The organism is Georgenia subflava, from assembly GCF_009193155.1.
Taxonomy (GTDB): Bacteria; Actinomycetota; Actinomycetes; order Actinomycetales; family Actinomycetaceae; genus Georgenia; species Georgenia subflava.
The window spans coordinates 441,730-467,430 of record NZ_VUKD01000004.1 but is presented as its reverse complement, the minus strand read 5'-3'; the positions used below and the strand labels follow the sequence as shown (position 1 = coordinate 467,430).

Annotated in this window: 21 protein-coding genes; 4 read left to right on the top strand and 17 right to left on the bottom strand. The window is 73.8% G+C overall.

From position 1 onward, the window contains the following. Nucleotides 1-9: 9 nt before the first annotated feature. From GD748_RS15505 to GD748_RS15475, 7 genes are all read right to left on the bottom strand, one after another. Nucleotides 10-5,397 (bottom strand): eCIS core domain-containing protein, encoded by a 5,388-nt coding sequence (locus GD748_RS15505; RefSeq protein WP_152196111.1) that lies wholly within the window; start codon nt 5,395-5,397, stop codon nt 10-12. Further along, nucleotides 5,397-7,295 carry an ATP-binding protein gene (locus GD748_RS15500; RefSeq protein ID WP_152196110.1) on the bottom strand — a complete coding sequence of 633 codons (1,899 nt, stop codon included), beginning with the start codon at nt 7,293-7,295 and terminating at the stop codon, nt 5,397-5,399. The genes GD748_RS15505 and GD748_RS15500 overlap by 1 nt, the downstream gene beginning before the upstream one ends. 161 nt (nt 7,296-7,456) lie before the next feature. After that, nucleotides 7,457-8,710, bottom strand: coding sequence for a DUF4255 domain-containing protein (locus GD748_RS15495; RefSeq protein ID WP_152196109.1), 1,254 nt, complete (start codon nt 8,708-8,710; stop codon nt 7,457-7,459). Next, complete coding sequence (locus tag GD748_RS15490) at nt 8,707-9,909, bottom strand: hypothetical protein (RefSeq protein WP_152196108.1); 1,203 nt, start codon at nt 9,907-9,909, stop codon at nt 8,707-8,709. Before GD748_RS15490 ends, GD748_RS15495 begins: the two co-directional genes overlap by 4 nt. Then, nucleotides 9,906-10,586 carry a hypothetical protein gene (locus tag GD748_RS15485; protein WP_152196107.1) on the bottom strand — a complete coding sequence of 227 codons (681 nt, stop codon included), beginning with the start codon at nt 10,584-10,586 and terminating at the stop codon, nt 9,906-9,908. Before GD748_RS15485 ends, GD748_RS15490 begins: the two co-directional genes overlap by 4 nt. Nucleotides 10,587-10,603: 17 nt before the next feature. Further along, a complete protein-coding gene (locus GD748_RS15480; protein ID WP_152196106.1) occupies nt 10,604-11,125 on the bottom strand; it encodes a phage tail protein in 522 nt (173 codons plus the stop codon). 11 nt (nt 11,126-11,136) lie between these two features. Further along, complete coding sequence (locus tag GD748_RS15475; protein WP_152196105.1) at nt 11,137-12,699, bottom strand: phage tail sheath family protein; 1,563 nt, start codon at nt 12,697-12,699, stop codon at nt 11,137-11,139. Between the two features lie 160 nt (nt 12,700-12,859). Between GD748_RS15475 and GD748_RS15470 the strand changes: the two genes are divergently transcribed. From GD748_RS15470 to GD748_RS15450, 4 genes are all read left to right on the top strand, one after another. Continuing rightward, nucleotides 12,860-13,267 (top strand): hypothetical protein, encoded by a 408-nt coding sequence (locus tag GD748_RS15470; RefSeq protein ID WP_152196104.1) that lies wholly within the window; start codon nt 12,860-12,862, stop codon nt 13,265-13,267. Nucleotides 13,268-13,335: 68 nt separating this feature from the next. Then, a complete protein-coding gene (locus GD748_RS15465; protein WP_226921436.1) occupies nt 13,336-14,553 on the top strand; it encodes a trypsin-like peptidase domain-containing protein in 1,218 nt (405 codons plus the stop codon). A 9-nt stretch (nt 14,554-14,562) separates the two neighbouring features. Next, nucleotides 14,563-15,708: an eCIS core domain-containing protein gene (locus tag GD748_RS15455; protein WP_226921434.1), complete on the top strand. Its 1,146-nt coding sequence runs from the start codon at nt 14,563-14,565 to the stop codon at nt 15,706-15,708. A 13-nt stretch (nt 15,709-15,721) separates the two neighbouring features. After that, nucleotides 15,722-16,120: a hypothetical protein gene (locus GD748_RS15450; RefSeq protein ID WP_226921432.1), complete on the top strand. Its 399-nt coding sequence runs from the start codon at nt 15,722-15,724 to the stop codon at nt 16,118-16,120. Between the two features lie 189 nt (nt 16,121-16,309). Here GD748_RS15450 and GD748_RS15445 read toward each other — a convergent pair whose 3' ends face one another. From GD748_RS15445 to GD748_RS15395, 10 genes are all read right to left on the bottom strand, one after another. Beyond that, complete coding sequence (locus tag GD748_RS15445; protein ID WP_226921430.1) at nt 16,310-17,335, bottom strand: M12 family metallopeptidase; 1,026 nt, start codon at nt 17,333-17,335, stop codon at nt 16,310-16,312. Nucleotides 17,336-17,395: 60 nt separating this feature from the next. Next, the gene (locus tag GD748_RS15440; RefSeq protein WP_152196103.1) at nt 17,396-18,172 is read right to left on the bottom strand and encodes an AfsR/SARP family transcriptional regulator; all 777 of its coding nucleotides are present in this window, start codon (nt 18,170-18,172) and stop codon (nt 17,396-17,398) included. A gap of 78 nt (nt 18,173-18,250) precedes the next feature. Further along, nucleotides 18,251-18,460: a hypothetical protein gene (locus GD748_RS15435; protein WP_152196102.1), complete on the bottom strand. Its 210-nt coding sequence runs from the start codon at nt 18,458-18,460 to the stop codon at nt 18,251-18,253. A 187-nt stretch (nt 18,461-18,647) separates the two neighbouring features. Beyond that, nucleotides 18,648-19,808 carry a toll/interleukin-1 receptor domain-containing protein gene (locus GD748_RS15430; protein ID WP_152196101.1) on the bottom strand — a complete coding sequence of 387 codons (1,161 nt, stop codon included), beginning with the start codon at nt 19,806-19,808 and terminating at the stop codon, nt 18,648-18,650. A 128-nt stretch (nt 19,809-19,936) separates the two neighbouring features. Continuing rightward, nucleotides 19,937-20,968, bottom strand: a complete 1,032-nt coding sequence (locus GD748_RS15425; protein WP_152196100.1) for an Rv2578c family radical SAM protein — start codon at nt 20,966-20,968, stop codon at nt 19,937-19,939. 73 nt (nt 20,969-21,041) lie between these two features. Then, on the bottom strand, nt 21,042-21,296 hold the full coding sequence (locus tag GD748_RS15420; protein WP_152196099.1) for a hypothetical protein: 255 nt from the start codon (nt 21,294-21,296) through the stop codon (nt 21,042-21,044). A gap of 149 nt (nt 21,297-21,445) precedes the next feature. Beyond that, a complete protein-coding gene (locus tag GD748_RS15415; RefSeq protein ID WP_226921427.1) occupies nt 21,446-22,042 on the bottom strand; it encodes a CueP family metal-binding protein in 597 nt (198 codons plus the stop codon). A 166-nt stretch (nt 22,043-22,208) separates the two neighbouring features. Continuing rightward, complete coding sequence (locus tag GD748_RS15410; RefSeq protein WP_152196098.1) at nt 22,209-22,586, bottom strand: VOC family protein; 378 nt, start codon at nt 22,584-22,586, stop codon at nt 22,209-22,211. Nucleotides 22,587-22,694: 108 nt separating this feature from the next. Beyond that, on the bottom strand, nt 22,695-24,500 hold the full coding sequence (locus tag GD748_RS20005; protein ID WP_405002689.1) for an HNH endonuclease: 1,806 nt from the start codon (nt 24,498-24,500) through the stop codon (nt 22,695-22,697). Between the two features lie 632 nt (nt 24,501-25,132). Continuing rightward, nucleotides 25,133-25,699 (bottom strand): hypothetical protein, encoded by a 567-nt coding sequence (locus GD748_RS15395; protein ID WP_152196097.1) that lies wholly within the window; start codon nt 25,697-25,699, stop codon nt 25,133-25,135. Nucleotides 25,700-25,701: the final 2 nt, after the last annotated feature.

The window sequence follows — 25,701 nt, the reverse complement described above, 5'->3', positions numbered from 1 at the left end:
TGGGAGTCCTCAGGAAGGGCAGTATGGGGCGAGGACCGGATTCTCCCGGATCCGTCGCAGGACCTCGTCCCGGTGGATCTCCCGGGTGATCTGCTCGCGCCGGTTCATGAGCGACTCCTCGCCGCCGACGAACGTGCGCTCGTAGTCGATGTTGTGCTGCTCGAGGTAGTCGGCCAGCGCCTGGTCGGGGATCCCGCTGACCGCCACCTCCAGGTCCACCGCCCGCATGAACTCGAAGAACCTGCGCCGTTGCGTCTCCTTCAGGGTGAGCGGTCGACGGAGGGCGACGGCGTCCAGCACCGCGATCTCCGCCTCCGCGAGGGCACGGTGCTGCCCCTGACGGGTCTCCGCGCCTTGGTCCGTCTGCCCGATGTAGACGAGGCCGGGGTAGGCCGGGTTCGTGCCGCGGTACACCACCCACGGGCCGTCGAAGCCTAGGTCCACGCCCTGGTTGTGGACGAGGATCCCGGGACCGACGAAGTAGGACGCGCTACCGGCGACGGTGAGGTTCCAGCTCTCGGTGTCCAGCCCGTCCTCGAACGAGACGCCGGTGACCTCGACGGTTCGGCCGTCGGCGGAGCGGACCTCGTCCCCGACCTCGAGCCGGCGCGCCTCGACCCAGCCGGCGCCGGGGACGTCGAACCGGTGCCGGCCGGTGACCCGGACGGCTGCCCCGCCGACGTCGAGCACGTACCAGTGCGCCGTGCGGTTGCGGTGCACCGCCGTGACCGTGCCGGTCACCGTGGCGGCGCGGGCCCGGTCGTAGGTGCGGACCCGGTCCCCCGGGGCGAGCTCGGCGATGGGGCGGACGCCGTCGGGGACGTGGACGGGTGTGCTCGGGTGGAAGCACGGGATCGGGGCACGCGACTGTGGGTCGAGCAACGTCTCGAAGCGGGCCTGTCGGCGTTCGGCGGCCCGGAGGTCGTCGGCGATGTCCCCCAGGGAGCGGAGCTCGTCACGGCTGGCTCTCGCCTCCTCGCGACGGCGGACCAGCTCGCGCAGCTGCGCGGTGCGCTCCGCGCTCGACGGGGCGCGCGCCACCGCCGCACGCTCCGTCTCGATCCGGTTGACCTCGTCGTTCCACCGGTGACGCTCGGCCCGCTCGGCGCGCAGCCTGTCCACGTCGGCGCTCGCCTGGTCGCGCGCACGTTGCAGTCCCTCGACGGTGCCGAGGTCGGCCGCCGCTCCGGCGGCCGGTCGTGGACCGCCCGCCGGCCGTGCCGCCGGCGCCTCCTGCGGTGCCTCCTGCGCCACCTCGGGCGGTGCGCGGGGCTCGCCCTCGGGTCGGGCGGTGCCGCCGCCGGTGGTGTCCTCCTGGGCGACGTAGCCGCGGCCGGCGCGCAGGGAGTCGACCTCCCCCTCGTACCTGGCGAGCTGTTCCTCCAGGGCGGCGATCTCCCGGTCGATCGCCTCGACCTCGGCGCGGGCGGCGGCGGGGTCGGTGGTCATCCGGTCGGCCCGCTCCTGCACGGTGCGGCGCTGCCCGGTCAGCTCGTCGATGATCGAGGTGAGCTTGGTGATCTCTGCGCGCGCTTCGAAACCTGCCGACCCGTAGGGCGGGTAGCCGGTCAGGAGCGACCGGGCACGGTCGACCAGCCGGAGGAGGCGGCCGAGCGGGCCCTCGAAGCGGCGCAGCATGCGGATGGTCGCCAGGTGGCGCCGGATGTCGGCCGGGCCCGCCTCGCGGCCGACCACCACCCGCAGGTCGCCGTCCTCGCCGTAGTGCACCCGCACGGTGTTGCCGCCCAGGCCTTCGCCGGCGTGGATCGGCACGCGGTCCGCCAGGTCGCCGAGTGCGTCCTGCAGGGCCTCCCACTCGGCAGGTGTCCTCTCGGGCGCGGCGGGGCCCTCCCGGTGGGCCGTCGGGCTCTCGGCCTCACGTCGCTGCGTCGCACCACCCTCGGCCGCGGTCTCTGTCGGGGCCGCGGGGGTGCGGGCGGCAGGGTCCCCAGGGCGGGCGGCGGGGCCGGTGGGTCGGCCCGCGACGTCCGTCCGTGGGCCCGGAGCGTCCCCTGGTCGTCCGGCGTCCCCTGGCCGGCCGGCGTCCCCCGGTCGTCCGGCGACATCTGTCGGCCGGGGCGCGGTGTCCGTGTCCGGACGGACCGCGGGCTCGCCGGTGCGGGGGGCCGAACCGGGCCGCTCGAGCACGGCCTCGCCCACGCGGCCGATGACGGCGGTCGCGCCCAGGGTCAGCGCCTGGGTCGTGATCGCCTCGGTGTAGACGCGGGACGCGGCGGTCTGCACCCGCTCCAGCACCTCGGTGCGCCGGCGGCGCAGGTCCCCCAGGGCGGGGTCGGAGGCGTTGACCGCGCTGATCCGCTCGATCTCGGCGTCGAGCGCGGCCAGCTCGGTGATCCCGCCCTCCCGCAGCGTGCGGATCTGCAGCTCGGCGTCCTCGTGGAGCAGGTAGGACATCCCGGCCAGCTGGGCGACGTCGACGACCCGGTAGGTCCGCGCACCGATCGTCACGAACCGGCCGGCCTTGCCGACGACGGGCACCAGGTCGAGGCCGAGCATGAGGAGCTCGACGGTGGTCCGCTCCGCCGTCAGGGTCCCGCGGCGCAGGTCGTCGGAGATGTTGTGCGCCACGGACGCCGCGTTGTAGGCGAGCCCCAGGCCGATGCCGACGAGCGCCGTCGGCGGGAACAGGGTGAGCAGGGTGGCGAGGATGTTCACGCCGAGGGACACCCCTGGCGAGAAGGCGACGTCCGTGACGTCCTGCTCCAGCGTGTCGGTCACGCGCTCGAACCGCACGAAGCGGTCCGTCCACGCGCCCGACGCCTCGTCCCACTGCTGGAACGCCAGGCTGACCCGCCCGTTGGGGTACACCTGCGTGAGGTCGACGAAGAGGCCCTCCATGACCTCGGCGAAGGTCCTCCCCGACCGGGTCAGGTGGTAGTGGCGGGCCTCGAGCAGCTGGCTCTGGTCGAGGATGTGCCCGTGGTAGCGCAGCTCGTCCCCCGTGCCGCTGGTGGTGAAGTAGGTGACGAGCGTCAGCGGTGCGCTCGGGACGCCGTGGGTACGGCTGGCGAAGAACCCTCGGCTGGGGACCGCGCGGGTGGTGGTGTCGGACGCCAGGCGGTCGAGCTCGGCGACCGTCTCGCCCACGCGGTCACGGCGCTCACGGATGGCGTCGAGCGCGCCCTCGTGCCCCCGACCGCCGTAGTCCGCCTCCAGCTCGGCGAGCCGGGTGAGCTCGGCCTCGAGCTGCGCCTTCCGTCGGGCGAAGACCACCGGCGACTCGGCCGCTGCGGCGGCCGTGAGCCGGCCCTCGGACCGGGTCCCGACGGCGTAGCCGCTCGACGCCTGGCCCGCGACGGTCTCGGCGAGCGGCAGCAGGCGCGGGGCGGCGACGGCCAGCGGCACTGCGACCGCCAGGGCGAGGTCGCGTTCCTCGTCGGCGGCGATCTCCGCGAACTCGAACTCCGCCGTCGTCTCGTCCGCGCCCCAGCCCGGTGCCGCCTGTGCCCGGAGCTCCTCCAGGACCGTGGCCTCCGTGACGACCTCCACCGTGGACCTGATGTGGGCCGGCAGGTAGAAGTTGTGGTTGACGAAGGCGTGCACCTCGTAGATCCCCGGCTCGGTGAAGGTCACCTCGAAGATCCGCTCGTTGAGCACCCCGTGCGGACGGACCTCGATGTACCGCGTGACGTCGTCCTCGACGACCCGCCCGGGGGTGCCGTCCGGGGCCGGGGCGGCCCGGGCGTACCAGTGGATCGCGACGTGGGGGACGCGGAACGCGTCGACGGCGTCGGTGGTGCGGAAGGTGAAGTGGGCCTCCAGGCCGGGCACGAGCCGGTCGGGGTTGAGGATCTCGCCGTGCACCGGCCGCGGGACGATCGGCTCCTCGGCCCTGCCCTCGTCGAAGTCGGTGCCGATGGACGCGGCGGACGCGCGCCAGTCGAGGATCTCGCGCGCGGACTCGATGACGTCCCGCACGGTCGCTGCCGTCGACGGTGCCCCGGGTGCGGCCGTCCTGGCCGCGCGGATCTCGGCGACGACCTCCGCCCGGTCCTCGCTCTGCGCGAGCTCCAGCAGCGCCTCGACGTCGGAGGTGGTCAGCGGTACGGGCGTCTCGGCGGAGGACTGCTCCCCGGCGACCCCCAGCTCGTCCATCAACGCACTGAGGATCTCGAGCTGTCCGACCGTGACGCCCGGTGGCAGGGTGACCGTCCCGCCCCCGGCGAGCGGCACCACCGACCCGTGCTCACCGCCCTCCCCCTGGCGCCCGACGTAGCCGCGGTAGGTCGCCTCGCCGAAGAGGTCGGTCATGCTCTCGGCGTTCAGTCCACCGGTCCACACCCCGGTCTCGGCGGCGAGCCCACGCCGGACCACCTCGACCAGGAGGTGCCGGGACTGCGGGACGACCGGGCCCCCGACGGTCCGCTCGAGGGTCTGCACCACCCGTTCGGCGGCCGCATCAGCCGCCGGCACGTCCGCCGAAGGGTCGGCGGTGAGCGTCCCGTCGGCCGGCGCCTGCGGTGCGAGGTGGACCATGTCGACGAGGATCCGGATGCCTCCGTCGGCGAGGTAGGTGATGAAGATCGGGGCCTGGGGCGGCAGCCCGATGATCTCGAACACCGAGCTGCCGACCGGGACCTGGGCCTCCTCGACCCCCCAGCTCTCGGGGCTGAGCTGGATGGCGAGGCCGTCCATGCCGGCCAGAGCGCGCGCGGGGTCCGTCCACGGGAGTGCGGCGAGGAGGCCCCGCAGGACCGGTTCCAGAACCCGGGGGTGCTCGGAGCCGTGGATCAGAGTGGTCCCCCGCGGCACGCCCTGCGCCACCAGCCAGGACGGTCGGATCACCAGCAGCGGTCGCTTGGACGTGCCGGTCCAGCGGAACCCCTCGTCCGCGGCGAGGACCGCGCTCGGTTCCAGGGTCGCGGTACCCACCTCCTGGCGGTGGATGTACCAGGTGGTGTCCTGACCGGCCCGTGTCGTCCGCAGCGGCTCCGCCGCCCCGCCTGAGAGAGCGTGCCGTGCCGCCTCCTCCTGAGCCCCGGCGGGGTCGGCGAGCAGGAAGGTGGCACCGTCCACGGCCGCCGGGTCCGGGCCGGCGGGGCTGTGGCGGACGTGCACGAGCTCGTGGGCCAGCAGTGCCAGTCCCTCGGCTGTGGCGGGGCGGTAGCGCCCGGCCCGGAAGCCGAGATGGTTGCCCACCGTCCAGGCGTTCGCGCCGACGGCCCGGGCGGCCCGGTCCGCCGGGGCGTCCGTGTGGACCCGCACCCTGCCCAGGTCGTACCGCAGGTGCGGCGGCAGGGCGGCGCCGACGTCCGCGCCGGCAGGACGGCCGGGCTCCTTGACCGCGGCGGCGACCGCCGCGGCCCGGGGGTCGGCGCTCTCGTGCGCCCGTGGGGCGTCACGCCGGTCACGGTCCTGGGCGCGGACCTGTCCCATCAGGGCCTGCTCCCGGGGCTGCCGGCCGCAGCAGGACCGACCGTGGCGGCGGTGCGACCGGACTTCGACAGCTCCCACCTGGCTGCGCGGCGCACGTGGTCCTCGGAGACCGGCTCGCCGTCGTCGGCGGCGAGGTAGCTCGCCGTCAGGGCGGCGGCCGTGATCCCGCCGCCAGGGAGGTCGATGGCGGCCAGCCGGGCCGGGTCCAGGCCCCGGGTGGGCGTCGACGGCGGGAAGGCCCGCTGCCACAGCGCCACCCTGGCGGCGAGGTCGGGGTATGGGAAGGTGACGAGCACCCGCAGACGCCGGAGGAAGGCCTGGTCGATCGCGGACCGGGCGTTCGTGGTGAGCACGGCGATGCCCCGGAAGCTCTCCAGCCGTTGCAGGAGGTAGCCGACCTCGACGTTGGCGTACCGGTCGTGGCTGTCGTGGACCTCGGTACGCCGCCCGAACAGCGCGTCGGCCTCGTCGAAGAGCAGGACCGCCGCGCAGTCCTCGGCGGCGTCGAAGACCCGTTTGAGGTTCTTCTCGGTCTCGCCGATGTACTTGTCCACGAGCTGGCTCAGGTCCACCCGGACGAGATCGAGGCCGAGGTCGCCGGCGATCACCTCCGCGGCCATGGTCTTGCCCGTGCCGCTCGGGCCGGCGAAGAGCGCCGTCGCGCCCTGCGAGCGGGACGACCGGGCCGCGAGACCCCACTGGTCGAGCACCCGGGTACGGTGCCGGACGGCGGCGACGAGCGCCCTGAGCTGAGCCCGCTGGGCCTCCGGGAGGACGAGGTCGTCCCAGCCGGCTCGTGGGGTGACGGTCTCGGCAAGGCCGTCGAAGTGCGGGCGCGACCGCTCCCGGCAGGCGTGCCAGAGGGTGGTGCCGGCAGCGGTCTCCCTGGCGGCCTCCTCCAGGTCGCCGACCGGCAGGTCGAACACACCGGCCACCTCGTCGAGGACCTCCTCGGCCACCGCGGCGCCGTGCCGGCGCAGGGCAACGGTCAGGACCTCCCGTCGTTCCCGCGGCTCGAGGCGGGGCACCTCGACGGGCACGGCGCGGGGCCATGCCCGGGGCGGACCGCCGTCGAGCAGGACGAGGGGCGTGCCGCAGCCGACCAGCGCCCGGGCGATCCCCGGTGCGTCCTCCGCGCGCGCGTCCGAGAGGTCGACGGCCCACGCCGTCGCCGAGAGCACGGACTCGCGTCCGAGGAGCCGGACGAGGCGAGCGCGTCCGGCTGCGTCGGGTGGCAGGTCAATGCCGGCGAGCTCGCGCAGCTGCATCCCGACCAGCGCCGCCGCCGCGGCGGCCACCGTGCGCAGGTTGCCCGGCTGCGGTCCGTGGAGCACCGCCGCGCGGTCCCCTCGCCAGGCCTCCACGACCTCCCGCGCCCGCACGAGCAGGGAGCGCGGCAGGTCAGGCACCGGCGGGGCCGGCCAGCTGAGCATCGCCAGCTCGGGATCGACGTCCCCGGCTCCCGCGAGGTGGTGCAGGACCCGTTCGTCGACGACGAGCGGGCTCGCGGTCGGCGCGGACGGCTCGGCGGGCCGCACGAGGTCCCAGCGACGCAGCGGCCCTGTTGGGGTCAGCGCACTCCAGTGGGCGCCGTCGAGCAGTGCGAGGGCCGCGCCGAAGGTGAGGCGCGCGCCGCAGCCCGCTGCCACCAGGTCGTCGGCCGTCTCGGCCACTAAGTCCGGGCCGGCCGCCAGGAGCAGCACGTCGCGCTCGAACGGGGTGAGCCGCGCCGCCTCGACCACCGAGTCGAGCGTGCTGGCCAGCCCGAGCTCGCGACGGGCGTGCCGGAGCGACTCCAGCGCCGCGCCGGCCGGGTCGCCCCGTATCCGCGCCCGCAGGAGGGCGAGCTCGGCCACCACGACGTCGCGGTTGCGCTCCTCGACAGGACGCGGGTGCACAGGTGCGCCCGTGCGCCCGTCAATGGGTCCGTCGGCGCGTCCGTCGGCGACGCCCCCATCGGGCGCGAGCTGGGTGCGTGCGCGGCCGTCGGGCGAGTGCACTGCGGACGCCCGCCCGACTCGCTCGTCCGCAGTCGACAGGCGCTGTGACGGGTCGGTGATCACGGCAGCTCCACGGACGGGCTGCCGTAGGTGTCGCCGTCCAGCTCCGGCAGGCTCTCGACGCCGTCGACCGCGACCCGAACCAGCCATCGACCCGGGCCGACGTCGGCCGGGTCGACGAGCAACGTGTCCCGCGGGGGCGAGCCTGGTGGTGCGGGCGGGAAGTCGACCGAGCGGTACGACGGGTCCTGCGGGTCCCCGCCGGAGAGGCGGCGCAGCGTCACGACGGCGCGCTGCCCCGCCTGCACCGCCGGCACGAGCCCGACGGCGAGCTCCGCACCCGGCTCCGGCGGGCTGACGGTGACGGTCGGCCGGACCATGAGGGGCACGGCGCCCGACGTCGCGAGCACCCGCTGCGGGCCGCCGGCGCCGTCCGGGGCGGCGCGGTGCCGTACCCGGAGGCTGTGCACCCCGCACGGTACGTCCGCGGTCACCGTGACGCCGATCCGCTGGGCGGTGGCACCGTCGGCGGGATCGAGCACCGCGGCACCCACCCGCACCTCGGTGGCCGGGCCGAGCAGGCCCGTGCCGGAGACGACGAGCTCGGTACCGGTGACCACGGCGCCGCCGGCGGGGACGGTCGCGACCTCGGCTATGCGCGGGGGTCCCGCCGCCGAGACGACGACGTGGCGCGAGCGGACCGGCAGCGCGGTCGTCGGCACGACGTCGGCCTCGAGGAGGACGACCGAGGCGACGTAGGCGGCCGAGAGCTCGTAGTGGCTGCCCACCACCCCCCACAGCTTGGAGACCTCCTCGAGCGACAGCGGATCCGGGGACAGCTTCACCAGGTCGAGCTGGTCGGCGAGGTCGGCCGCGGCGAGGAAGTCCATGCCGTCGTCCGCGGCGTAGAGGTCGAGCGCCTCGGTGACGACGGCCCTGGTCAGCACCGGGGTCACGGCCAGGGCGAGGACGGCCCGGGCGAGCAGTCGCTGCGCGTCGAGGGTGGGCTCGGCCCCGTAGCCGGTGAGGAGGTAGTGCAGGTCGAGGGCGGCAACCGGCCGACGGGCGAGCGAGCCGTCGGTGTGCCTGGTGGGGAGGTCGCTGAGGTTCCAGGCGTGGTTGGGCGTGAGCTGGAAGCAGAACAGGTTGAGTCCCGGGGTCGGGGTGTCGCCGGCGGTGAGGTCGGCGATCCGGTCGGGTCGCAGCGTCGTCACCCGCGCCCCGCCTACGGGGGCGGCACCACCGGAGAGGGAGCGGTCGATGACGTAGCGAAGCGTCGAGGTGACCGCGGCGATCGCGAGGGAGTTGCTCATGGCCCGCCCCGACGACGACGCTGGGCCAGGTACGAATCGTGCTCTACCCGGGGCCGCCGCGGGGCCGCGGCCGGCGCTGCGGGCGCTGCGGGCGTGGGCCGGACGACGTCGATGCGGTCGATGTGCACGACCACGGCGCCGTCGGACGTCACTGTGGAGGCCGGCGTCGTGGAGACGGCCGTGGACCGCGCGCCGCTCGGGCTCACCCGGCGGTGGGGCACGGGCGCGGCGCCGCCGACGTGCACCTCCAGGCGCTCGCCAGGGTCGACCACCCCTCGCGCGAGCAGGGCGCGCACCACCTGGGCGCGGACCAGGTCGGACACGGGCTCGGACGCACTCCGGGCCTGGGCGCGCCGCGGCGGCACCGAGCCGTCGGGCACCTCATGCCCCCGGCGCTCGTCGTCCCCAGGGTCCTCGTCGTTCCCCGCGCGCTCGTCGCCCCTCGGGCGGTCGTCGTCCGCCCGGCGCTCATCGTCCCGCAGGTGCCCGTCGTCCCCCGGGCGCTCGTCGTGAGAGTCGTCCCCCGCGGGCTCGCCATCTCCTGGGCGTCCGGCGGGCGAGCCATTCCCCCGCCCGACCCGCCGCCCATCTCGCACGCTCCGGACGGGCAGCGGCACAGCAGTGACAGCAACGCCCGCCTCCCCGCCCGGCACGCCGCCGATCCGCGTGCCGGCCGCGCCGTCGCTCGCCTTCACCGTCGGGACACCGGCCCGTGCCCCCATCGCGGGCAGGTCGTTCGGGACGTCGTCGGCCTCTCGGCCGGACGGGTCCGCGAGGTCCCCGACCCGGGCCGTCCCGGGCACGTTCCCCTGGTCGGTCCGCTCCCCCGACCGCAGGCCGCGGCCGAGCGGGCCCTCGGTGATCGGGGCGGCACCGGCAGGCTCTCGCACGGTGCTCCCGGGCGGCGGACGTCCTGCCTCGGCACCGGCTCCAGCCCCGCTGCGCCCGGGCAGGCGGACGTCACGACGCCCGTCGCCGCGCTCGCCGTCGAGTGCCTGCACACCGAGGCCCTCGTCGGGTGTGGTCGCCACGGGTGTCCGGACCGCCGGGCGAGTCCGCGGCTCCCAATCCTCGGCGCGGAGCCGGTCCGCGCCGGCCGGCCCGGGCCTGGCGCCGTCCTCGAACGGGAGCGGGCTTCGCAGCCGCACGACCCGTTCGGTGCCCCGGGCACGTGCCACGACCTCCTGCAGGAAGCTCATGCACCCACCAGCTCGAGGTAGGCGCGGCGGCGCTGCGGGGTGAGCGCCAGGACATCGGCCTCGCTCCAGCCGAGCGCGGCGGCCAGCGTCACGACCTGCACGAGGAGCGTGCGGGCCCTGCGGTCGACCGCCTCCCACAGCAGGGCGAGGACGTCGACGCCGGCGGTGAGGAGGTCGTGGCAGCTCGGGCAGGTGGTGCGCACGGTGATGGCCGCCGCCCCCGCAAGGTCTCGGGCGGCGTCGTCGACCGCCTCGAGCTCGGCCGGTGCGAGCGTCGTCGGCGCCGCCGTGAGGCCGGCCCGGGTGACCGTGCGCGCGAGGAGCTCGGTGACGGGGTCGGCAGCCGTCGCGGAGGCGACCAGGTCACCGACCCGCAGGGCCCGTACGGTGAGGTCCCCGTCGACCCCGGGAACGGTCCGCTCCTCGGGCCTGGGTGCGGGGCCGGCCAGCGTGGCCAGGTCCAGGGACAGCTCGAGGGTCTCGCCGCAGCGGCAGGTCAGCAGCACCTCGGCGGCCGCGGAGAAGGTCTCGGCGTACACGGCGGCCGCCCGGTGGGCGACTTCCGCGAGGGTGGCCTGCTCGGCAGCGTCGAGCAGCCGTGCGCCGCGGGCTGCGGGCGGTGCCGCGGCGCCACGCTCCCACGCGTGGAGGAGCTCGGCCTCACGCAGGGCGGACACCGTCGTCCCCGAGCCGGTCAGGGCTCGACGAAGGAGGGCTCGGCCGGCTCGGCCACGGCGTAGTCACGCTCCCAGCCCTCGTTCTCGAGCTTGATCGTCTGGATGGCGACGGCGTTGGCGTTGGCGTCGAGGTCGGGCAGCGCCTGGTACTCGGAGACCCAGCAGCGGAAGACGGTGTAGGTCAGCACCACCTGGCCGGCCTCGTTGTAGACCTCGATGATGACGTCCTTGCGGAAGTCGGCCAGCGACGTCTCGGCCCCCAGCCCGGCCCCCCAGTTCCAGACCTTGTTCGCCCACTGCTCGAAGTCGACGTCGTGGGTGACGCCGCGCTCGAGGGTGATGGCCTCGTACTCGGAGCGGCCCGGTGACTTCCGGCTCGTGCTCGGGTCGCCGCCGTGGCGGTGCTTGACCACCTCGGTGGTCCGCTTGAGGGCACCGACCTTCGACACCCCGGCGACGTAGCGGCCGTCCCACTTCACCCGGAACTTGAAGTTCTTGTACGGGTCGAAGCGCGAGGCGTTGACGGTGAACTCGGCCATCCCACTTCCTCCTAGGCGCTGTTCTGTGCGGTCTTCTGCTGGATGCCGACGACCACGAACTCCGCGGGCTTGAGCGGGGCGAAGCCGACGATGATGTTCACGATCCCGCGGTCGATGTCGTACTGGGTGGTGGTCTCCTCGTCGCACCGCACGAAGTAGGCCTCGCGCGGGGACGCGCCCTGGAACGCTCCCTGGCGGAAGAGGTCCTGCATGAACGCCCCGATGGAGCTGCGCAGCTGGGACCACAGCGGCCGGTCGTTGGGCTCGAACACCGCCCACTGGGTGCTGCGGTAGAGGGTCTCCTCGAGGAAGAGCGCGAGGCGGCGGACGGGGACGTACTTGTACTCGTCGGCCAGTGCGTCCGCGCCACGCAGGGTGCGGGCGCCCCAGACGACGGATCCGATGACCCGGAAGGTCCTCAGGCAGTTCAGCCCCAGCGGGTTGAGCTGACCGTTCTCGGCATCGGTCAGGGGCACGCTCAGGCCGACTGCCCCAACGACGGAGGCGTCGGTGCCCGCGGGCGCCTTCCATACGCCGCGGGTCGCGTCGGTACGGGCGATGACGCCGGCGACGGCGCCCGAGGCGGCGAAGTCGGCGACGGCGCCGCCGCGCAGCGGGTCGGGCCGGCGGATGCGGGGGAAGTACACCGCCGCGTTCCGGGTGGCCGGCCCACCCAGCCCGGCACTGGTGGCGGGCCAGGTCTTGAGCTGGTCGAGCGTGGTCGCGCCCGGTGGGTCGACGATCAGGAACGCCCGGCGGTCCACGCACATCGCGGCGGCGTCGACCCAGAGGCCGACGGGCAGGTCGCCCGCGGGGGTCGGCGGCGGCAGCACGAGGAGGTTGAACAGGTCGGCCTTGCTCAGCGCGTAGAGGCCGCGCTTGTCGGCGGCGAAGTCGTCGCCGGCCGCGGGGTCCCCGACGTAGTCCTCGGCCTCCGGGGCGTCGCCGTCGGAGCCCTCGGTGGCCGGCGTGATGTCCCCCGTGTCCGGCCGCGCACCGGTGGGCACGCCGGTGGCCCGCAGCAGCCGGGATGACTGGAGAACGAGGTCGAACCGGCGGGGGCCGTCGACCATCGTGACGTTGAGGTGGGTCTCGACCGGGGCCTCGTCGTCGACCTTCTCGGCATCCTCGTAGACCTCCAAGGTGAACAGGTCGGTGGCGGTCACGTCGCCGCCCTGCCCCGCGGCCACCTCGGCGGCGTCACCGGGGCTGGGGTGGCTGACCCTGAGGAGCATCGGGTTCGCCCAGGAGCCCGGGCCCAGCGCCTCAACGGTCACCTCCCCCACCTCGAAGGTCGCGGTGGCCGCGTCGCGCGCCACCCGTACCACCAGGGCGGTCGAGCCGCCGTTGAGGTAGAAGTCGCGGACGGCGTAGCCGAGGCCGCTCTCGCGCCACAGGCCGCCGAAGCGGCGCTCGAAGTCGGGCCAGCTGCCGATCGGGACGGGTTCGTCCAGCTCGCCCCGCTGGGCGCGGCCGACGAAGGCGGTGATCGACGTCGCGACACCGGTGATCGTCCGGCTGCCGCTGGGGATCTCGCGGATGTAGACCCCCGGGTAGGTGGTGAGAACGGACATGGCAGCTCCTTCGTCGTCCCGCGCCTGAGACGACTCTGGCGACCTGCCGTCACCGGGACGTCACCTCACCGGTGACGCGGGGGCGACGCCGCCGTGACGTGCTCCCGGCACGGTGGGTCCACCCCGCAGCTCGGACCGGGGCAACCACGGGGAGGCTGACATGGTCAGGGTGCTGGTGACGGCGACGGTCAAGGCCTCCGGTGGGCCGTCGCTCGACGTCGGCGGCGTGCTCGAGCCGGAGTCGTACACCTTCGCCGGGCAGGCACTCGGACCCGCGGGCGGCGACGACGACGAGCAGGTGGTCCCGCTGCTGCCCGACGGCGGCGCCGTCGCCCTGCTCGCGCTGGCCGCCCGCCGCGGCGACGGGTCCGCCGCCCGGGTGCAGGTCACCCCCGCGGGCCCGACGGCGACCGGGACCGCGTTCGAGGTCGACGGCGCCCTGTTCCTGCCGGGCGCGGGTGTGCTCGCCGCGCTGGTGGAGGGCGGGCCGCGCTCGCTCACGCTCACCAACCACACCGACGTGCCGGTGACCGTCGAGATCCTCACCGGTCTCGACACCGGCGCGTAGCGGAGGCTTGTCATGATCACGACAGAGCGGAGGCGCGTCATGACCACGACCGAGAGCGGAGGCTCGTCATGACCACGACCGAGAGCTTCGACGACGTCAGTGTCACCGACCTCCTCGACGAGCTGCGTGCCCGCGAGACCGCCAGTTCCGACGAGCCTGCCGGCGGCCCCGGCCGCCCCAGCGACCCGGCCGCCGCGGACGCCGTCACCGCCGACCGCCTGGCGGCTGTCGACACCGCGACCCTGACCCGCGAGCTCCTGTCCAGACAGAAGGTGATCTACGGCGTCGACGACCGGCAGGACGTCTTCGCCGTGACGGACGAGGACCTCCTGGCCGACGCGGACGGCGTCGTCGCCCTCTTCGCCTCCGACCGCGTCCTCGACAACGGTGACGGGACGTCGACGCTGGTCACCGCGCCGTACGGGCTCTCCCGTGGCCTCTGCGCGGAGGAACGGTTCTTCGACCAGCCCACCGGCCCGTTCTGCTCGGGATTCCTCGTCGACTCCGACGTCGTCGCCACGGCCGGTCACTGCCTGACGGCGTCGACCCTGGCGGACGTGCGCTTCGTCTTCGGCTTCCGGATGAGCGATGCGACGACGGCGCCGTCCGTCGTCCACAACGACCAGGTCTTCTCCGCCCGAGCCATCCTCGGGCGGCAGCTGGCCGACACCCCGGGACCCGACTGGGCGCTGGTCCGCCTCGACCGGCCCGCGACCGACCACCGTGCGCTCCCGGTGCGCCGGGCCGGGGCCGTCGCCGTGGGGCAGGACCTGCACGTCATCGGCCACCCGGTGGGGCTGCCCACCAAGGTCGCGGGCGGTGCCGAGGTGCGCGAGAGCACGGAGGTCGCGATGTTCGTGGCCAACCTGGACACCTACGGCGGCAACTCGGGCTCCCCGGTGATCAGCTCGGAGACCCACGAGGTGGAGGGGGTGCTCGTGCGCGGGGAGACCGACTTCGTCAGCACCGGCAGCTGCGACATCTCCCTGGTGTGCCCGACGAGCGGCTGCCGCGGCGAGGACGTCACGCGCACCACGGTCTTCACCCCGCTGCTGGACGGGATGCTCGACCGCATCACCCTGCTGCAGCTGGGCAGCGAGGGCCTGGAGGTGGCCGAGTGGCAGGGCCAGCTCAACCAGGTGCGCAGCGCGGTCATCGAGGTCGACGGCATCTTCGGCCCGGCCACGGACGCCGCCACGCGGGCGTTCCAGCGCGAGCACTCCCTCGCCGCCGACGGCAAGGTCGGGCCCAGCACCCGCGCCGTGATGGCGACGCTGCTGCCCTGAAGGAGCGATGTGGCCGGGTCGTCGATGTGGCGGGAGCGCGAGCAGGTCCCTGGCGACACCGACCTGCCCAGGGTCGCGCCCCGCCACGGCACCGACGAGCGGGCGGCCGACGCCGCGGAGTCCGGGCGGACCCCGTCGGAGCCTGGCAGGTCGGCAGCCGGGACCGGATCCCGGTCGGCAGCCGGCGCTGCGGCCGCACGCGCGCCGGCTGGACGTGCGCCGGCCCGGTCCCCCCTCGCCGGGGACGAGGGCCGACCGTTGGACGAGTCCGTGCGCCGGGCCGCCGGGTCGCTGCCGCTGGGGCCCGACCTCGCGCGGGTGCGGGTGCACCAGGGGCCGGCGGACAGGCGGTTCGCCGCGCGGCTCGGTGCGCGGGCGGCGACCCACGGCCGGGACGTGTTCCTCGCCGAGGGTGAGTCCCCCACCGACGCCGCGCTGATGCGCCACGAGCTCAGCCACGTCGCCGCCGGGGTCCCGGGTGTGCACCTGCGCTCCGCCACCTGGCTCGAGCGCCGGGCATGGCTGTCGCTCTACTCCCACTACCTGCCGCGCAAGTTCCTGGGCAACTACATGGACGACACGGGGCGGACCATCGTGCTCACCCCGACCGAGATGCAGGACTGCAACGCCATCGTCGACATCCGCCGCAGCACCGCCTTCATGACCCTGGTGGCCCGCCTCGCCGCGGCCGGCGGGGGGACCGTGCCGGTCCAGGTGAGCGGGTGGGGCGGCGCCCGGACCAACGGGACGCTCGGCAACTTCACGATCAGGTACTACGGCTCTGTCGTCGTCAGGGCCGACGGCACCTGGACCTTCACCGGCGTGCTCACCTTCTACGACTACTGGGACTTCGACCCCAAGGGCAGCGGGTCCGGCAGGCCGCTGGGCGCAGAGGTCAAGGTCCGCGTCGCCGCGACCCTCCTGCCTGGCAGCCCGTTCGCGATCGAGAGCACGGCGGTGGCGGTGACCCAGTCCGACTCCGACGTCCGGGCTCAGTGGGGCACGATGGCGGCACCGGTGCACGTGCCGGACCGGGCCGGGACCACCGGTGCGGACATCGCCGGCGGCGAGGTGGCCGGGGCGCCCGCGGGTCCGCCGGGCGCCGACATCGGCGGCGAGATCGGGGCCCAGGGCTCGGAGGACGTGAACAGATGAGGAAGCCGGACCAGTGAGCGAGACCAGGGCACTGACGCACGACGACGTCGAGCAGCTGCTGGGCAGCCCCGTGGACCGCGGGCTGCCGCTGCGCGGACAGACGTTCTCGCTGTCCGGCGGGCTCGACTACCGGGTGTCCTACGGTGCCCTGACGGTCCCGCCGGAGCGAACCGAGGCGCTGTGGGCGGCCGCCGGGCTGGCGACGTCGGCCGCACGCGCCTTCACCGCGGTCCTGATGCCGGCCGGCTGGCGCGTCGAACCGGGAGACCCGCCGTCCTGGTGGCCCACGGACCCGAGCGGGCTGCGGGACCTGCGCGCCCGACCTCTAGTGCCGGGCGGGTGGCTCGCGATGGGGTACGCCGACGGCACGGCGTACCTCCTTGCGACCCAGTCCGGCACCAGGGACGCCTGAGGCCGGCCGGGCGGCGACGCCTCGGCCGGCGGCGACGCATGAGGTCGGCCAGGTGGCGACGCTTGAGATCGACGGCGGCATCGCCACGCCGGGCGGCATCACCGCGCGCCGGGCGGCATCACCGCGCGTCGGGCGGCACCACCGCACCGGGAGGCACCACCGCGCCGGGCGGCACAGGAGGAGGCGCGCTTACCAGTACATCACCGCGGTCTGACCGGACGCCCCCGCCCAGTACAGCCTCGCGCGGACCACGTAGCGGCGGCCGTGCAGCAGCGTCACCGTGACGGTGGCGTTGCGGTCCTCCCCGCTGTCGTCGTCCGAGGCCACGTGGCGCATGTCGCCGTCGACGTCCTCGAAGACGACGAGCACGGTGTCCGCGGTCCCGAAGGTCGCCACCTGGTAGCTGCGTGAGGCCGGGGGCTCGATGCGGAAGTCGGCCTGCTCCCCGGGTGCGAGGGAGAGCGGACGGGAGGCGAAGGGCTCGAGGAGGGGCGCGGAGGTGTCCAGCGGCGGGTAGAAGGTGCTGACCCACTCCCGGTCGGCGGCCGAGAGGCCCCCGGGCGGGTTGAGGCCGGCCTGGAACCTGGCCGGCTCCCTGATCAGGCCGGCCGGGAACCAGTACTCCATGACGGAGTCGGGGTCCCAGGTCGAGCCCTCGACCTCGCTCGGATCGATCTTGCGCAGCACGTTGTGGTGGGTCTGCTGACGGGACCAGCCGTTCGGCGGGCCACCGAAGTAGGCGTAGACCTTCTCCTCGTCCCAGACGATGCCGGCGAAGGGGTTCTGGTGCTCGTGCGGCATCCCCAGGGTGTGTCCGATCTCGTGCAGGGCGGTGCTGCGGCCGTACTCGGTGGTGAGGTCCCAGCCGAAGTTCATGGTCGGCTCGCCCACCTGGATCTGCAGCACGTCCCGGCCGATGTACGACCAGGAGCCGTCGCTCTGGTCGAACGCGATCCGCACCTCGGCCTCACCTGGCTCGGCGACCTCGGCGAACTCCAGCCCGATCCCGAGGTCCTTCCACTCCGCGAAGGCCGCCCGGACCGCGTCGCGCTGGGGAGCCGGGCCGTCCATGAAGCAGTAGTGCAGCCGCGTCCCGTTGACCCACTGGGAGCGCAGCAGCCGTATGAGGCGCTCGCGCGGCACCGCCAGGTCCGGCGGCAGCGCCGGAGCGGTTCGCGGGCGCACGTCGCAGTGCGGGCCGGACGGAGTGTCCACCAGGGCCTCCTCGTGTCAGACGGCTGGGTGCAGGCTGTCGGACGGCAGCGTGCAGGGCGTTCAGACGGCAGCGTGCAACGGCGACGGCGCCGACACCGCCGGGCGGCGCAGCGCGACCAGTGTCGCGAGCGCCGGGGACGGGTCCACGCCGAGCTCGCGCCGCACCAGCGCCCGGTGCTCCTCGAACCGGCGGAGGGCCTCGCACCGGTTGCCCTCGGCGAGGTGGGCCTCGATGAGGACCCGCTGGGCGCTCTCGCGGAGCGGGTCCGACCCGACCGCGACGAGCGCGGACTCGACTGCCTCGGCGTACCTCCCGAGCCGGAGGAGCTCCCGGCTCAGGCACTCCATGGCGTGCAGGAGCCGCTGGCGCAGCCGCTCGCGCTCGAGGAGGACCCAGTCGTCGTACCAGCCGGGAAGCATGTCGAGCTGGTCGAGGTCCCACGGCATGATGGTGAGGTCCTCGGGGCGGTGCATCCCGGTGATGAGGCGGTTCGCCCAGGCACCGATGAGCTCGACGTCGACCTCGACCGCGTCGTGGAGGCGCACCGTGTGCTTGTCGGAGTGCACGAGGTTCGGGCCGAGCCCGTTGAGCCGCCAGATGGCGGAGCGGAGGTTGCCCGCTCCGCGCTCCTCCTCGGCGTCGGGCCACAGCCGGCCCCAGACGTAGCGCCGCTCCTTGTCCCCGCGGTTGACGGCGAGGAACGCCAGCAACCGTGAGCTTCCCTCGCCCACGGCGCACGAGCTGGTGCCACGACTCACGTACGGCCGCCCGAGCAGATGGACGAGAGGTCGTTCGGTGTCCTCGTTCGCCAGTGCATTGACCAGATGTAGCGTCATCGCGACCCCCGGTGGCCCCGCAGAGTTACGCGTCCCATGATAGCGAGCACCGTCACACGACCGTCACGGCTCTGGGGGTCACGAGGTCGAGGTGGCGTCGTCCACCGACAGCCCTTCGAGGAACAGTCGCACCTCCTCCAGGGCGGCCTCGACGTCGGTGGCGAGGATGACGCGCTCACTGCCGAGCGCCTCGACGTCGTCGCGTATCTGGAGCCGGACCACGGTCTTTCCGCCGTACCGCCAGGCCCGCAACGTGCACACCCCGACCCGCTCGGACCCGCCCGTCATCCGCACAGCATGGAGGCCGGACGTCACGGCGACGGCACGCGGACGTCACCGTCGGCACACGGCGGGGCACGAGCGACGTCGGAGACGATGTGCGTCCGGGCGAAGCGTGCCGCGGCGACGCGCGTCCGGGCGAAGCACGCTGCCCCCCAGCGCGCCCTGTGCTTAGGCCACGTCGCGCCACCCCACGTCAGGAAGGCACCTCGACGACGTGCAGGTAGTTGATCTTCGTGTTGGTCCCGCCGACGCTGTCGACCGTCAGCACGCCGTCTGTCACCTCGACCTGTGCCGAGCTCTCCTCGTAGTTCTCGCTCAGCCCGTCGAACCCGCGGATCACCGGAACGCCCTCGACGTTGATCGTGTGGATACTCGTCGGCGCCGCGTCCCCGACGACGACCGTGACGACGTACCGTCCGTCCGGCACCTCGATCTCCCAGGCGCCCCTGGCGAGCTCGCCCGTCTGCGGGTCGGCGCCCTCCATGTGCATGAGGGTGTCGAGGCGCTGGTCCTCCTGCCCGGGGGTGTCCCGGTCACGGCCCATGGCCACAAGGTCGAGCGGGTCGTGGGTCCCCTCGTGGACCCAGCCGTACACCTGCCCCTCCCCCTGGTCCGGGCCGGTACGCGGACCGAACGGCTCCCCGAAGTCGGCCAGGTAGCCCTCCGGCGTCTGCGCCGCAGCGTTCTGGAAGTTGACCCGCAGTCTTAGCAGCTCCGGCGTCACCTCATCCGTGGGATCCGCCGTGGTGGCCGTGCCGGTGCCGTCCGGGTCCGGCTCGCGGTCCCGCCCTTGCACCGCCCACGCGACGCCGGCCCCGCCGACGAGGACCACCGTGCCCGCGGCCGCCAGCATCCGTCGCGACGGGTGCCCCGACGGTTTCGGCGCCAGGGCAGCGACGAGCCGTCCGGCGTCGTAGCTGTAACGCGTGGGGCTGATCTCGATGGCCTGCCTCGCGGCGAGCTTGCGCATCGGTCCCGGGAGCTGGTCCGCCGTCGGCATGGTGGCCCCTTCCACCAGGACCGGGAGGACCTTCAGGCCGGCCGAGAGTGCGTGCTCGACCTCCATGCGGACGAAGTCGTCGGGGTCGTCCAGCCGCCGGTTGCCCTCGCTGTCGCGCACGTCCAGCCACGTGGGTCCGATGACCACGACCATCGCGCGCGAGCGGCGCAGGGTGCGCGCCAGCACCTCGGTGAAGTCCTCTCCGGGCTCGATGGAGTCGACGTCCATGAAGACGTGGTCGTCGCCGAACCGGTTGGCGAGGGTGTCGTAGAGCCGTCCGGCGGTGCCGGCCGCGCCGCTGCGCCGGTAGCTGATGAAGATCGCGAGTGGCGAAGGCTGCGATTCGCGGCGCATCTCTGCGCCTCCTGTCAAGAGGTCACGTCTCGGCCCGCGCGACGACGAGCCGTCAGAGCCAGGGTATCGCCGTCACCCGTGACGCGGACGGACGTCGTCGCCGCCAGGGTCGAGAGACCTTTCGACGATCAGAAGAGCGCCTGCTGCGCCGGCTCGAGGGCGCGCACCGGGCCGGGCATCGCGGTGGGCTCCGGCGATCGAGCCCATCGTCGCGGGGCGCGACGGTCGAAGCCGTGCCGGCGGCGAGCCTTGCCCGCACGCTCGGCGAGCCAGGTGCGGTAGTCGGCCGGGGCGTAGGACCCGCGTCCGTAGAGCGTGCGGTAACGCGGGACGAGGGCCGGGTACTCGCGGGCGAGCCAGGCGAGGTACCACTCACGCGCGCCGGGCCGCAGGTGCAGGGCACCGACTGTCACGTCCGCGGCACCGGCCTCGGCGAGGGCTCCGAACAACGCGTCGAGCTGCTCCTCGGAGTCGGTCAGCCAGGGCAGGATCGGCATCGCCAGCACCGAGCAGTCGAGGCCGGCGTCGGTCAGCGCACGGACCAGGTCGAGGCGGGCCTTCGGGGTCGGGGTGCCGGGCTCGACCTTCTGCTGGAGCTCGGGGTCGACGAGCGCCAGCGACACGGCGACGGACACGGGCACGGTGCGCGCCGCCTCCACGAGGAGCGGCAGGTCGCGCTTGAGCAGCGGGCCCTTGGTGAGGATGGAGAAGGGAGTCCCGGATCCGGCGAGCGCGGTGATGATCCCCGGCATGAGGCGATAGCGCCCCTCGGCCCGCATGTAGGGGTCGGAGTTCGTCCCGAGCGCCACGTGCTCGTGCTTCCAGGACGGCCGGGCGAGCTCCTTGCGCAGCACCTCGACGACGTTGGTCTTGACGACGATCTGGGTGTCGAAGTCCTTGCCGGAGTCGAGGTCGAGATACTCGTGGGTGCGCCGGGCGAAGCAGTAGGTGCAGCGGTGCAGGCATCCGCGGGTGGGGTTGATCGTCCAGCTGAACGGCATCGACGAGGCCGCCGGCACACGGTTGAGGGCGCTCTTGCAGAGCACCTCGTGGAACGTCACCCCGGCGAACTCTGGCGTCCGGACGCTGCGGACCAGGCCGGCGAGCGGCAGCAGTGCCGCCTCGTCGGTGACCTTGAGCTCCCGCGCTTCCCATCGCACGGTCCCATTCGAGCACGCTTTCGAACAGGTGTCCACACTGGCGCGCCGCGCGGGCGACGGCGCGCTGCCGGGTTCAGCGAAGCCGGCGGACCGCCACGACCAGCGCGATGGCGACCGCGGCCGCGGCGAGAACCCTGGGAGCCACGCCCCGGCGCTCGGATCGGTCCAGCGCACGGGGCTCGATGATCCGTTCCGCCGTCGCGTGGGCGGGGCATGACTCCGCCGGGCCGTCGACGAGGTAGTGGTGACCGTCGGGCGTCGTGTGCACGTGCATCGGTGCTGACGGGCCGCCCACGGTGGTGTGGGTGTGCGAAGCGGTGTTGGGCACGATCAGCCCCTTCTCGACGGCGGTACGGGATCTACGTACCGGTATATCCCATCGATGCTCGCGCAGACCGGCCCCGGCCGCCATCCCCCGGTGTGGGATCGCGCACTCGGACGCTGTCGTGGGCCACAGGAGCCGCAGCGTGTCGTGGGCTACAGGAGCTGCAGCGTCGTCACGCAGGTGGGGCTGTCCTCCTGGGTGGAGAAGGCCATCTCCCCGGTGTGCCCGTCGTGGGTCACGGTGATAGTGCCGCCGATGTCGCGTGGCAGCCAGTACCCGACGAAGCCGTTGTCGTAGGTCGTGGTCTGCTCGTCGACCAGGACCTCGCCGGCGTCGTCGACGATGGTGACCTGTACGTCCTCGGCGCCGAGCTCGCCGGTGCAGGTCGTCAGCGAGTGGTAGAAGCACTCGTGCGTCTGGTTCATGAACGGGGCGATGGAGACGTAGAAGCTGTCCTCGGGGAGGTCGAGCGCAACCTCCTCGTCCTCGGTGGCGAGGACGAGCTCGTCGACGCGGACCGAGGCCATGAGATCCCTCGGCCGGTCCTCGACCGCGAGCTGGTCCAGCTCGCCGATGAGCTCGGTGGCCGGCAGCCCGTCCAGGCCGTGCGCGGCGAGGCGTTCCTCCACGCCCGACGTGACGGCCGACTGCACGGTGGTCTGCTCGGCACCGGTCTCGGGCTCCGCCGCACAGCCTGTCAGGACCAGCGCGACGCCTCCGAGCGCAACCGTGAACCGGCGAACCATCATGTCTCCTCCTGCCGTGCCGACCACCCCTGGGTCCGGTACCACGCCATGCTCGCACTGCCCGAGATGCCCGGGATGGGCCGAACGGCCCATCCCGCCGCCACCGTGCCGACGTACGGAGCGCCCCGTCGTTTGCCAGGCCGCTGCAGGTGAGCCCGCTCGCCAGGACTCAGCCGCCGTAGGGTCGGGTGATGATCTCCAGGTTGTGCCCGTCCGGGTCTGACCAGTACAGCCCACGCCCGCCGTCGTTGGTGTTGACGGTGTCCGAGCGCCGGTGGAAGGGATCCGCCCAGTAGGTCAGCCCGCGCTCGACGATGCGCCCGTGGATCAGATCGAACTCTTCCTCGCTCACGAGGAAGGCGTAGTGCTGGGGAACGACCGGACCATGGTCGTCGGCGAAGTCGAGCGAAACGCCGTTGGCGAGCTCGACGACGGCGAACGGCCCGTACGTGGTCGGCGCGGGCAGACCGAGGATCTCGGCGAGGAAGGCGGCGGACGCGTGCTTGTCCGTGGCGTTGACGATGGTGTGGTTGAGCTCGGCGCTCATCGTGCACCTCCGTGACGAGGACCAGACCTCACGCTCATTTTCCCCTCCACCACGTCCGGGACAAGGCGACCTCGACGTCCGTCCACCGACTCCCGCATGGACCGGCGATCAGGCCGCTCGGATGTACTCGGCGAGGAGTCGTTCGACGGGGCTGTCGGCCTGGGCGAGTGGCGTCGCCGGTGGCGCCGTGCCCGGTTGTCGTGGACTGTCTCGGTGTCCGGGCAGGGGTGGGGCGCTCGAGGTGTACCGGTGCCCGGTCTGGGTGGTTATCTCAACGACGTGTCCGGGGTCGGGTCCGGCGCGCTGGTCGATGTCGAGGCCGAGGTCGAGGTCGAGGTCGAGTCCGGCGCGTCGCGCGCGGCCTGTTTCGGGTCCGGCATCCTGGTCGATGTCGGGCTCGGGTCCGGCGCGTCGCGGGTGGTCTGTCTCGGCTCTGGCGTGTTCGTTCTCGGTGATCGTGCGGGCGTGCCAGCCGGGGGCCTCTTTGGCGTAGTTGCAGGCCTCGCACAGCCCTTCGAGGTTCGTCGCGGTGGTGGCGCCGCCGTCGGCGTGGGCGGTGATGTGGTCGCGGTGGCGGATCGGGGCGTCGCACCATGGGGTGCGGCAGGTCTGGTCGCGGGCATCGATGAACCGGGCCAGGCCGGGCGGTGCGGTCCGGCGCCGCGAGTCCATCGCGATCAGCTGCCCGGTGGTGGGGGCGGTGAACAACCGCCGCAGCCACAACAGCACCGCGGGATCCGTCTTGCCGGAGCCGGTGCCGGCGTCGTCCCCGCTGACCATGCTCATCGGTGCGCCGGAACTCGTCGGCCCGGGCGCTTCGCCGGCTGTGGCGCCGGTGTCCGGCCAGCCCGCGGCTCTGTCCGTGTCGCTCTTGCTGGCGGCGGCGTCGGCGTCGGGCCCGCCGGCGGTGCTGTCCGTGTCGGTTCCGCCGGCGGCGTCCGGCCTGCCGGCAGTGGCGCCGGTGTCCGTCCCGCTGGCGGTGTCTGGGTCCCCGGCGCCCTGAGTGGTGTCTGGGTGCTGGGTGCGGTCTTTGATGAGCTGGCGGGCGAGCTCGGCGGGGATGGTGCCGTAGCCGGGGATCTGGGCGGGTTCGTCATCGCCGCCGAGGAGGGTCCGTTCGGTCATCACGAGGTGGACCTCGATGGGGACGTCCTCGGCGCGGGCCTGGCCGGTGACGCGCTCGACGAGGGTGTCGGCCATGATCTGTCCCCGGCTGCGGGCATCGCCCTGGGCGCGCAGCGCGTCGGCGACCCGGGTCAGCGCCGCGTAGACACCCACGCCTTGGGTGACGGGCAGCAGCCCGGTCAGGTACGTCATCGTCTCCGGCGCCGGGCGCAGCGACACACACCGCTCGTTGCTCGCCCTGGCCGCCCGAGCGACTACCGCTGCGGCGTCGAGCCGGTAGGCGACCTGCTTGGCCCGCGCGACCAGGCGCCGCTCGCCCAGACCCGCCAGGGCGGCAGGATCCGCGGCGACCTCGGCGTCGAAGACGGCCCGGTCGACCACGGACAGGCAGGCCGACTCACGCACCAGCAGCGTGGCACGCCACTCGTTGATCACCCCGAGACTCAGGGCGGCCAGGGTGTGGGGCATCTCGGTCACCAGCGCCTTGCCCAAGCCGAGCAGCCGCCCGCCGCGGGCGGGCGACTCACGTCGGGCGAGGGCGACCTGAGCGCCGATACCCCGACCACGCCGGGCGGCCGGGACCCCGGCGGAGGCCTGGGCCTGCAGCTGCGAGGCCTGCAGATCCACCGCGATCCGCGCCTGCGCGGCCGCTGCCGCGGCCTTGAGGTCCTCCAACGCCCGCAGCTGGTCCACCCGCTCCGCGTCCGAGACGTCACGATCCAGACTCGCCACCGCCTCCCGCCACCCGGCCACGTCCGCCGCCACGAGAAGACCCGTTCGCGACAGCACGCCCCCAGCAGAAGCAGGACCGGCAGGACTGGCAGGACTGGCAGCAGAGCCAAAACCGGCAGCAGAGGCCGTGCCGGCTGTAGAGGCCGGAGACGCCGTGTCGGCAGTAGCCGCTGTGCCGGCGGCCGAGCGAGCGTCAGGCGCGCTCGTCTCCCTCGCAGACATCGGCGCGGCGGCAGCCGAGAGCCCGGGACGCGTCGCGTCCCGGTCCTGGCCACCCTGCCGTTCCACCATGTCGCTGACGCTATCGGCGCCCGCCGACATCCACGACGACGCTGGACCACCGGTAGCCCCTGGTTGGTCCAACGGCGCCGGACGGGCAGCCGAAGAGCCGGGACGCTCACCGCCCCGGCCCAGGCCACGCTGCCGCTCCACCATGTCGCTGACGTTATCGGCGCCCTCCGACATCCCGACCCGACCAGCTCCGACCGTCACGCAGGCCGGCAGCATCACACTCCGACCGTGCGGGACGACGGTGGGGAAGGCACGACGCCGCCTTCCCCGGCTGGCGCAGGGCAGGCCGCGACTCGGTGGTTTGGTCAGGCCGGCTTCCGCTTGCCGCGTGGCCTGGTCGGCTACGGCCTGCCAACCGCGGTCGGGACGACTAGGGCTGGCGGGCCCGGTCTGTCCGGCTACGGCCTACCGGCGTGGTCCGGGCGACCCTTCTCACCGGCGTGGTCCGAGCGACCCTTCTCACCGGCGTGGTCCGAGCGACCCTTCTCACCGGCGTGGTCCGGGCGGCCCGTCTCATCGGCGTGGTCCGGACGCCCCGTCTCGTCAGCATGGTCCGGACGGTTACCCGGGCGGCCATCGTCGTCGGCGAGTTCTGAGCCGTCGAGCAGGGCGACATACCGCTCGGTCTCCCCGCTCGTGTTCAGCGCGATGACGTAGTCCTCGAGCTCCGTCGTCGGCAGGGCCACGCGCAGCGAGGCGTCGCCCTCGGCGTCCAGCACGAGCTGGTTCGCATAGACGATGTCCGCCACGACGGGATCCCACGGGTCGGCGTCGCCGTCGAGGATGAGGATGCTGACCTCCTCCCCCGCGAGCGCTCCCTCGCCGGCGATGACGACGTCGACGCGGTCGCCGGCGACGGTGGCCACGTGGGCGAAGGGGTCCGTGGCCGACGCCGAGGTGCTCAGCGCCAGCCCCCCGAGGGCGAGCACGCCGACGGCGGTGACAGAGGTGACGATGCGGTTCATGG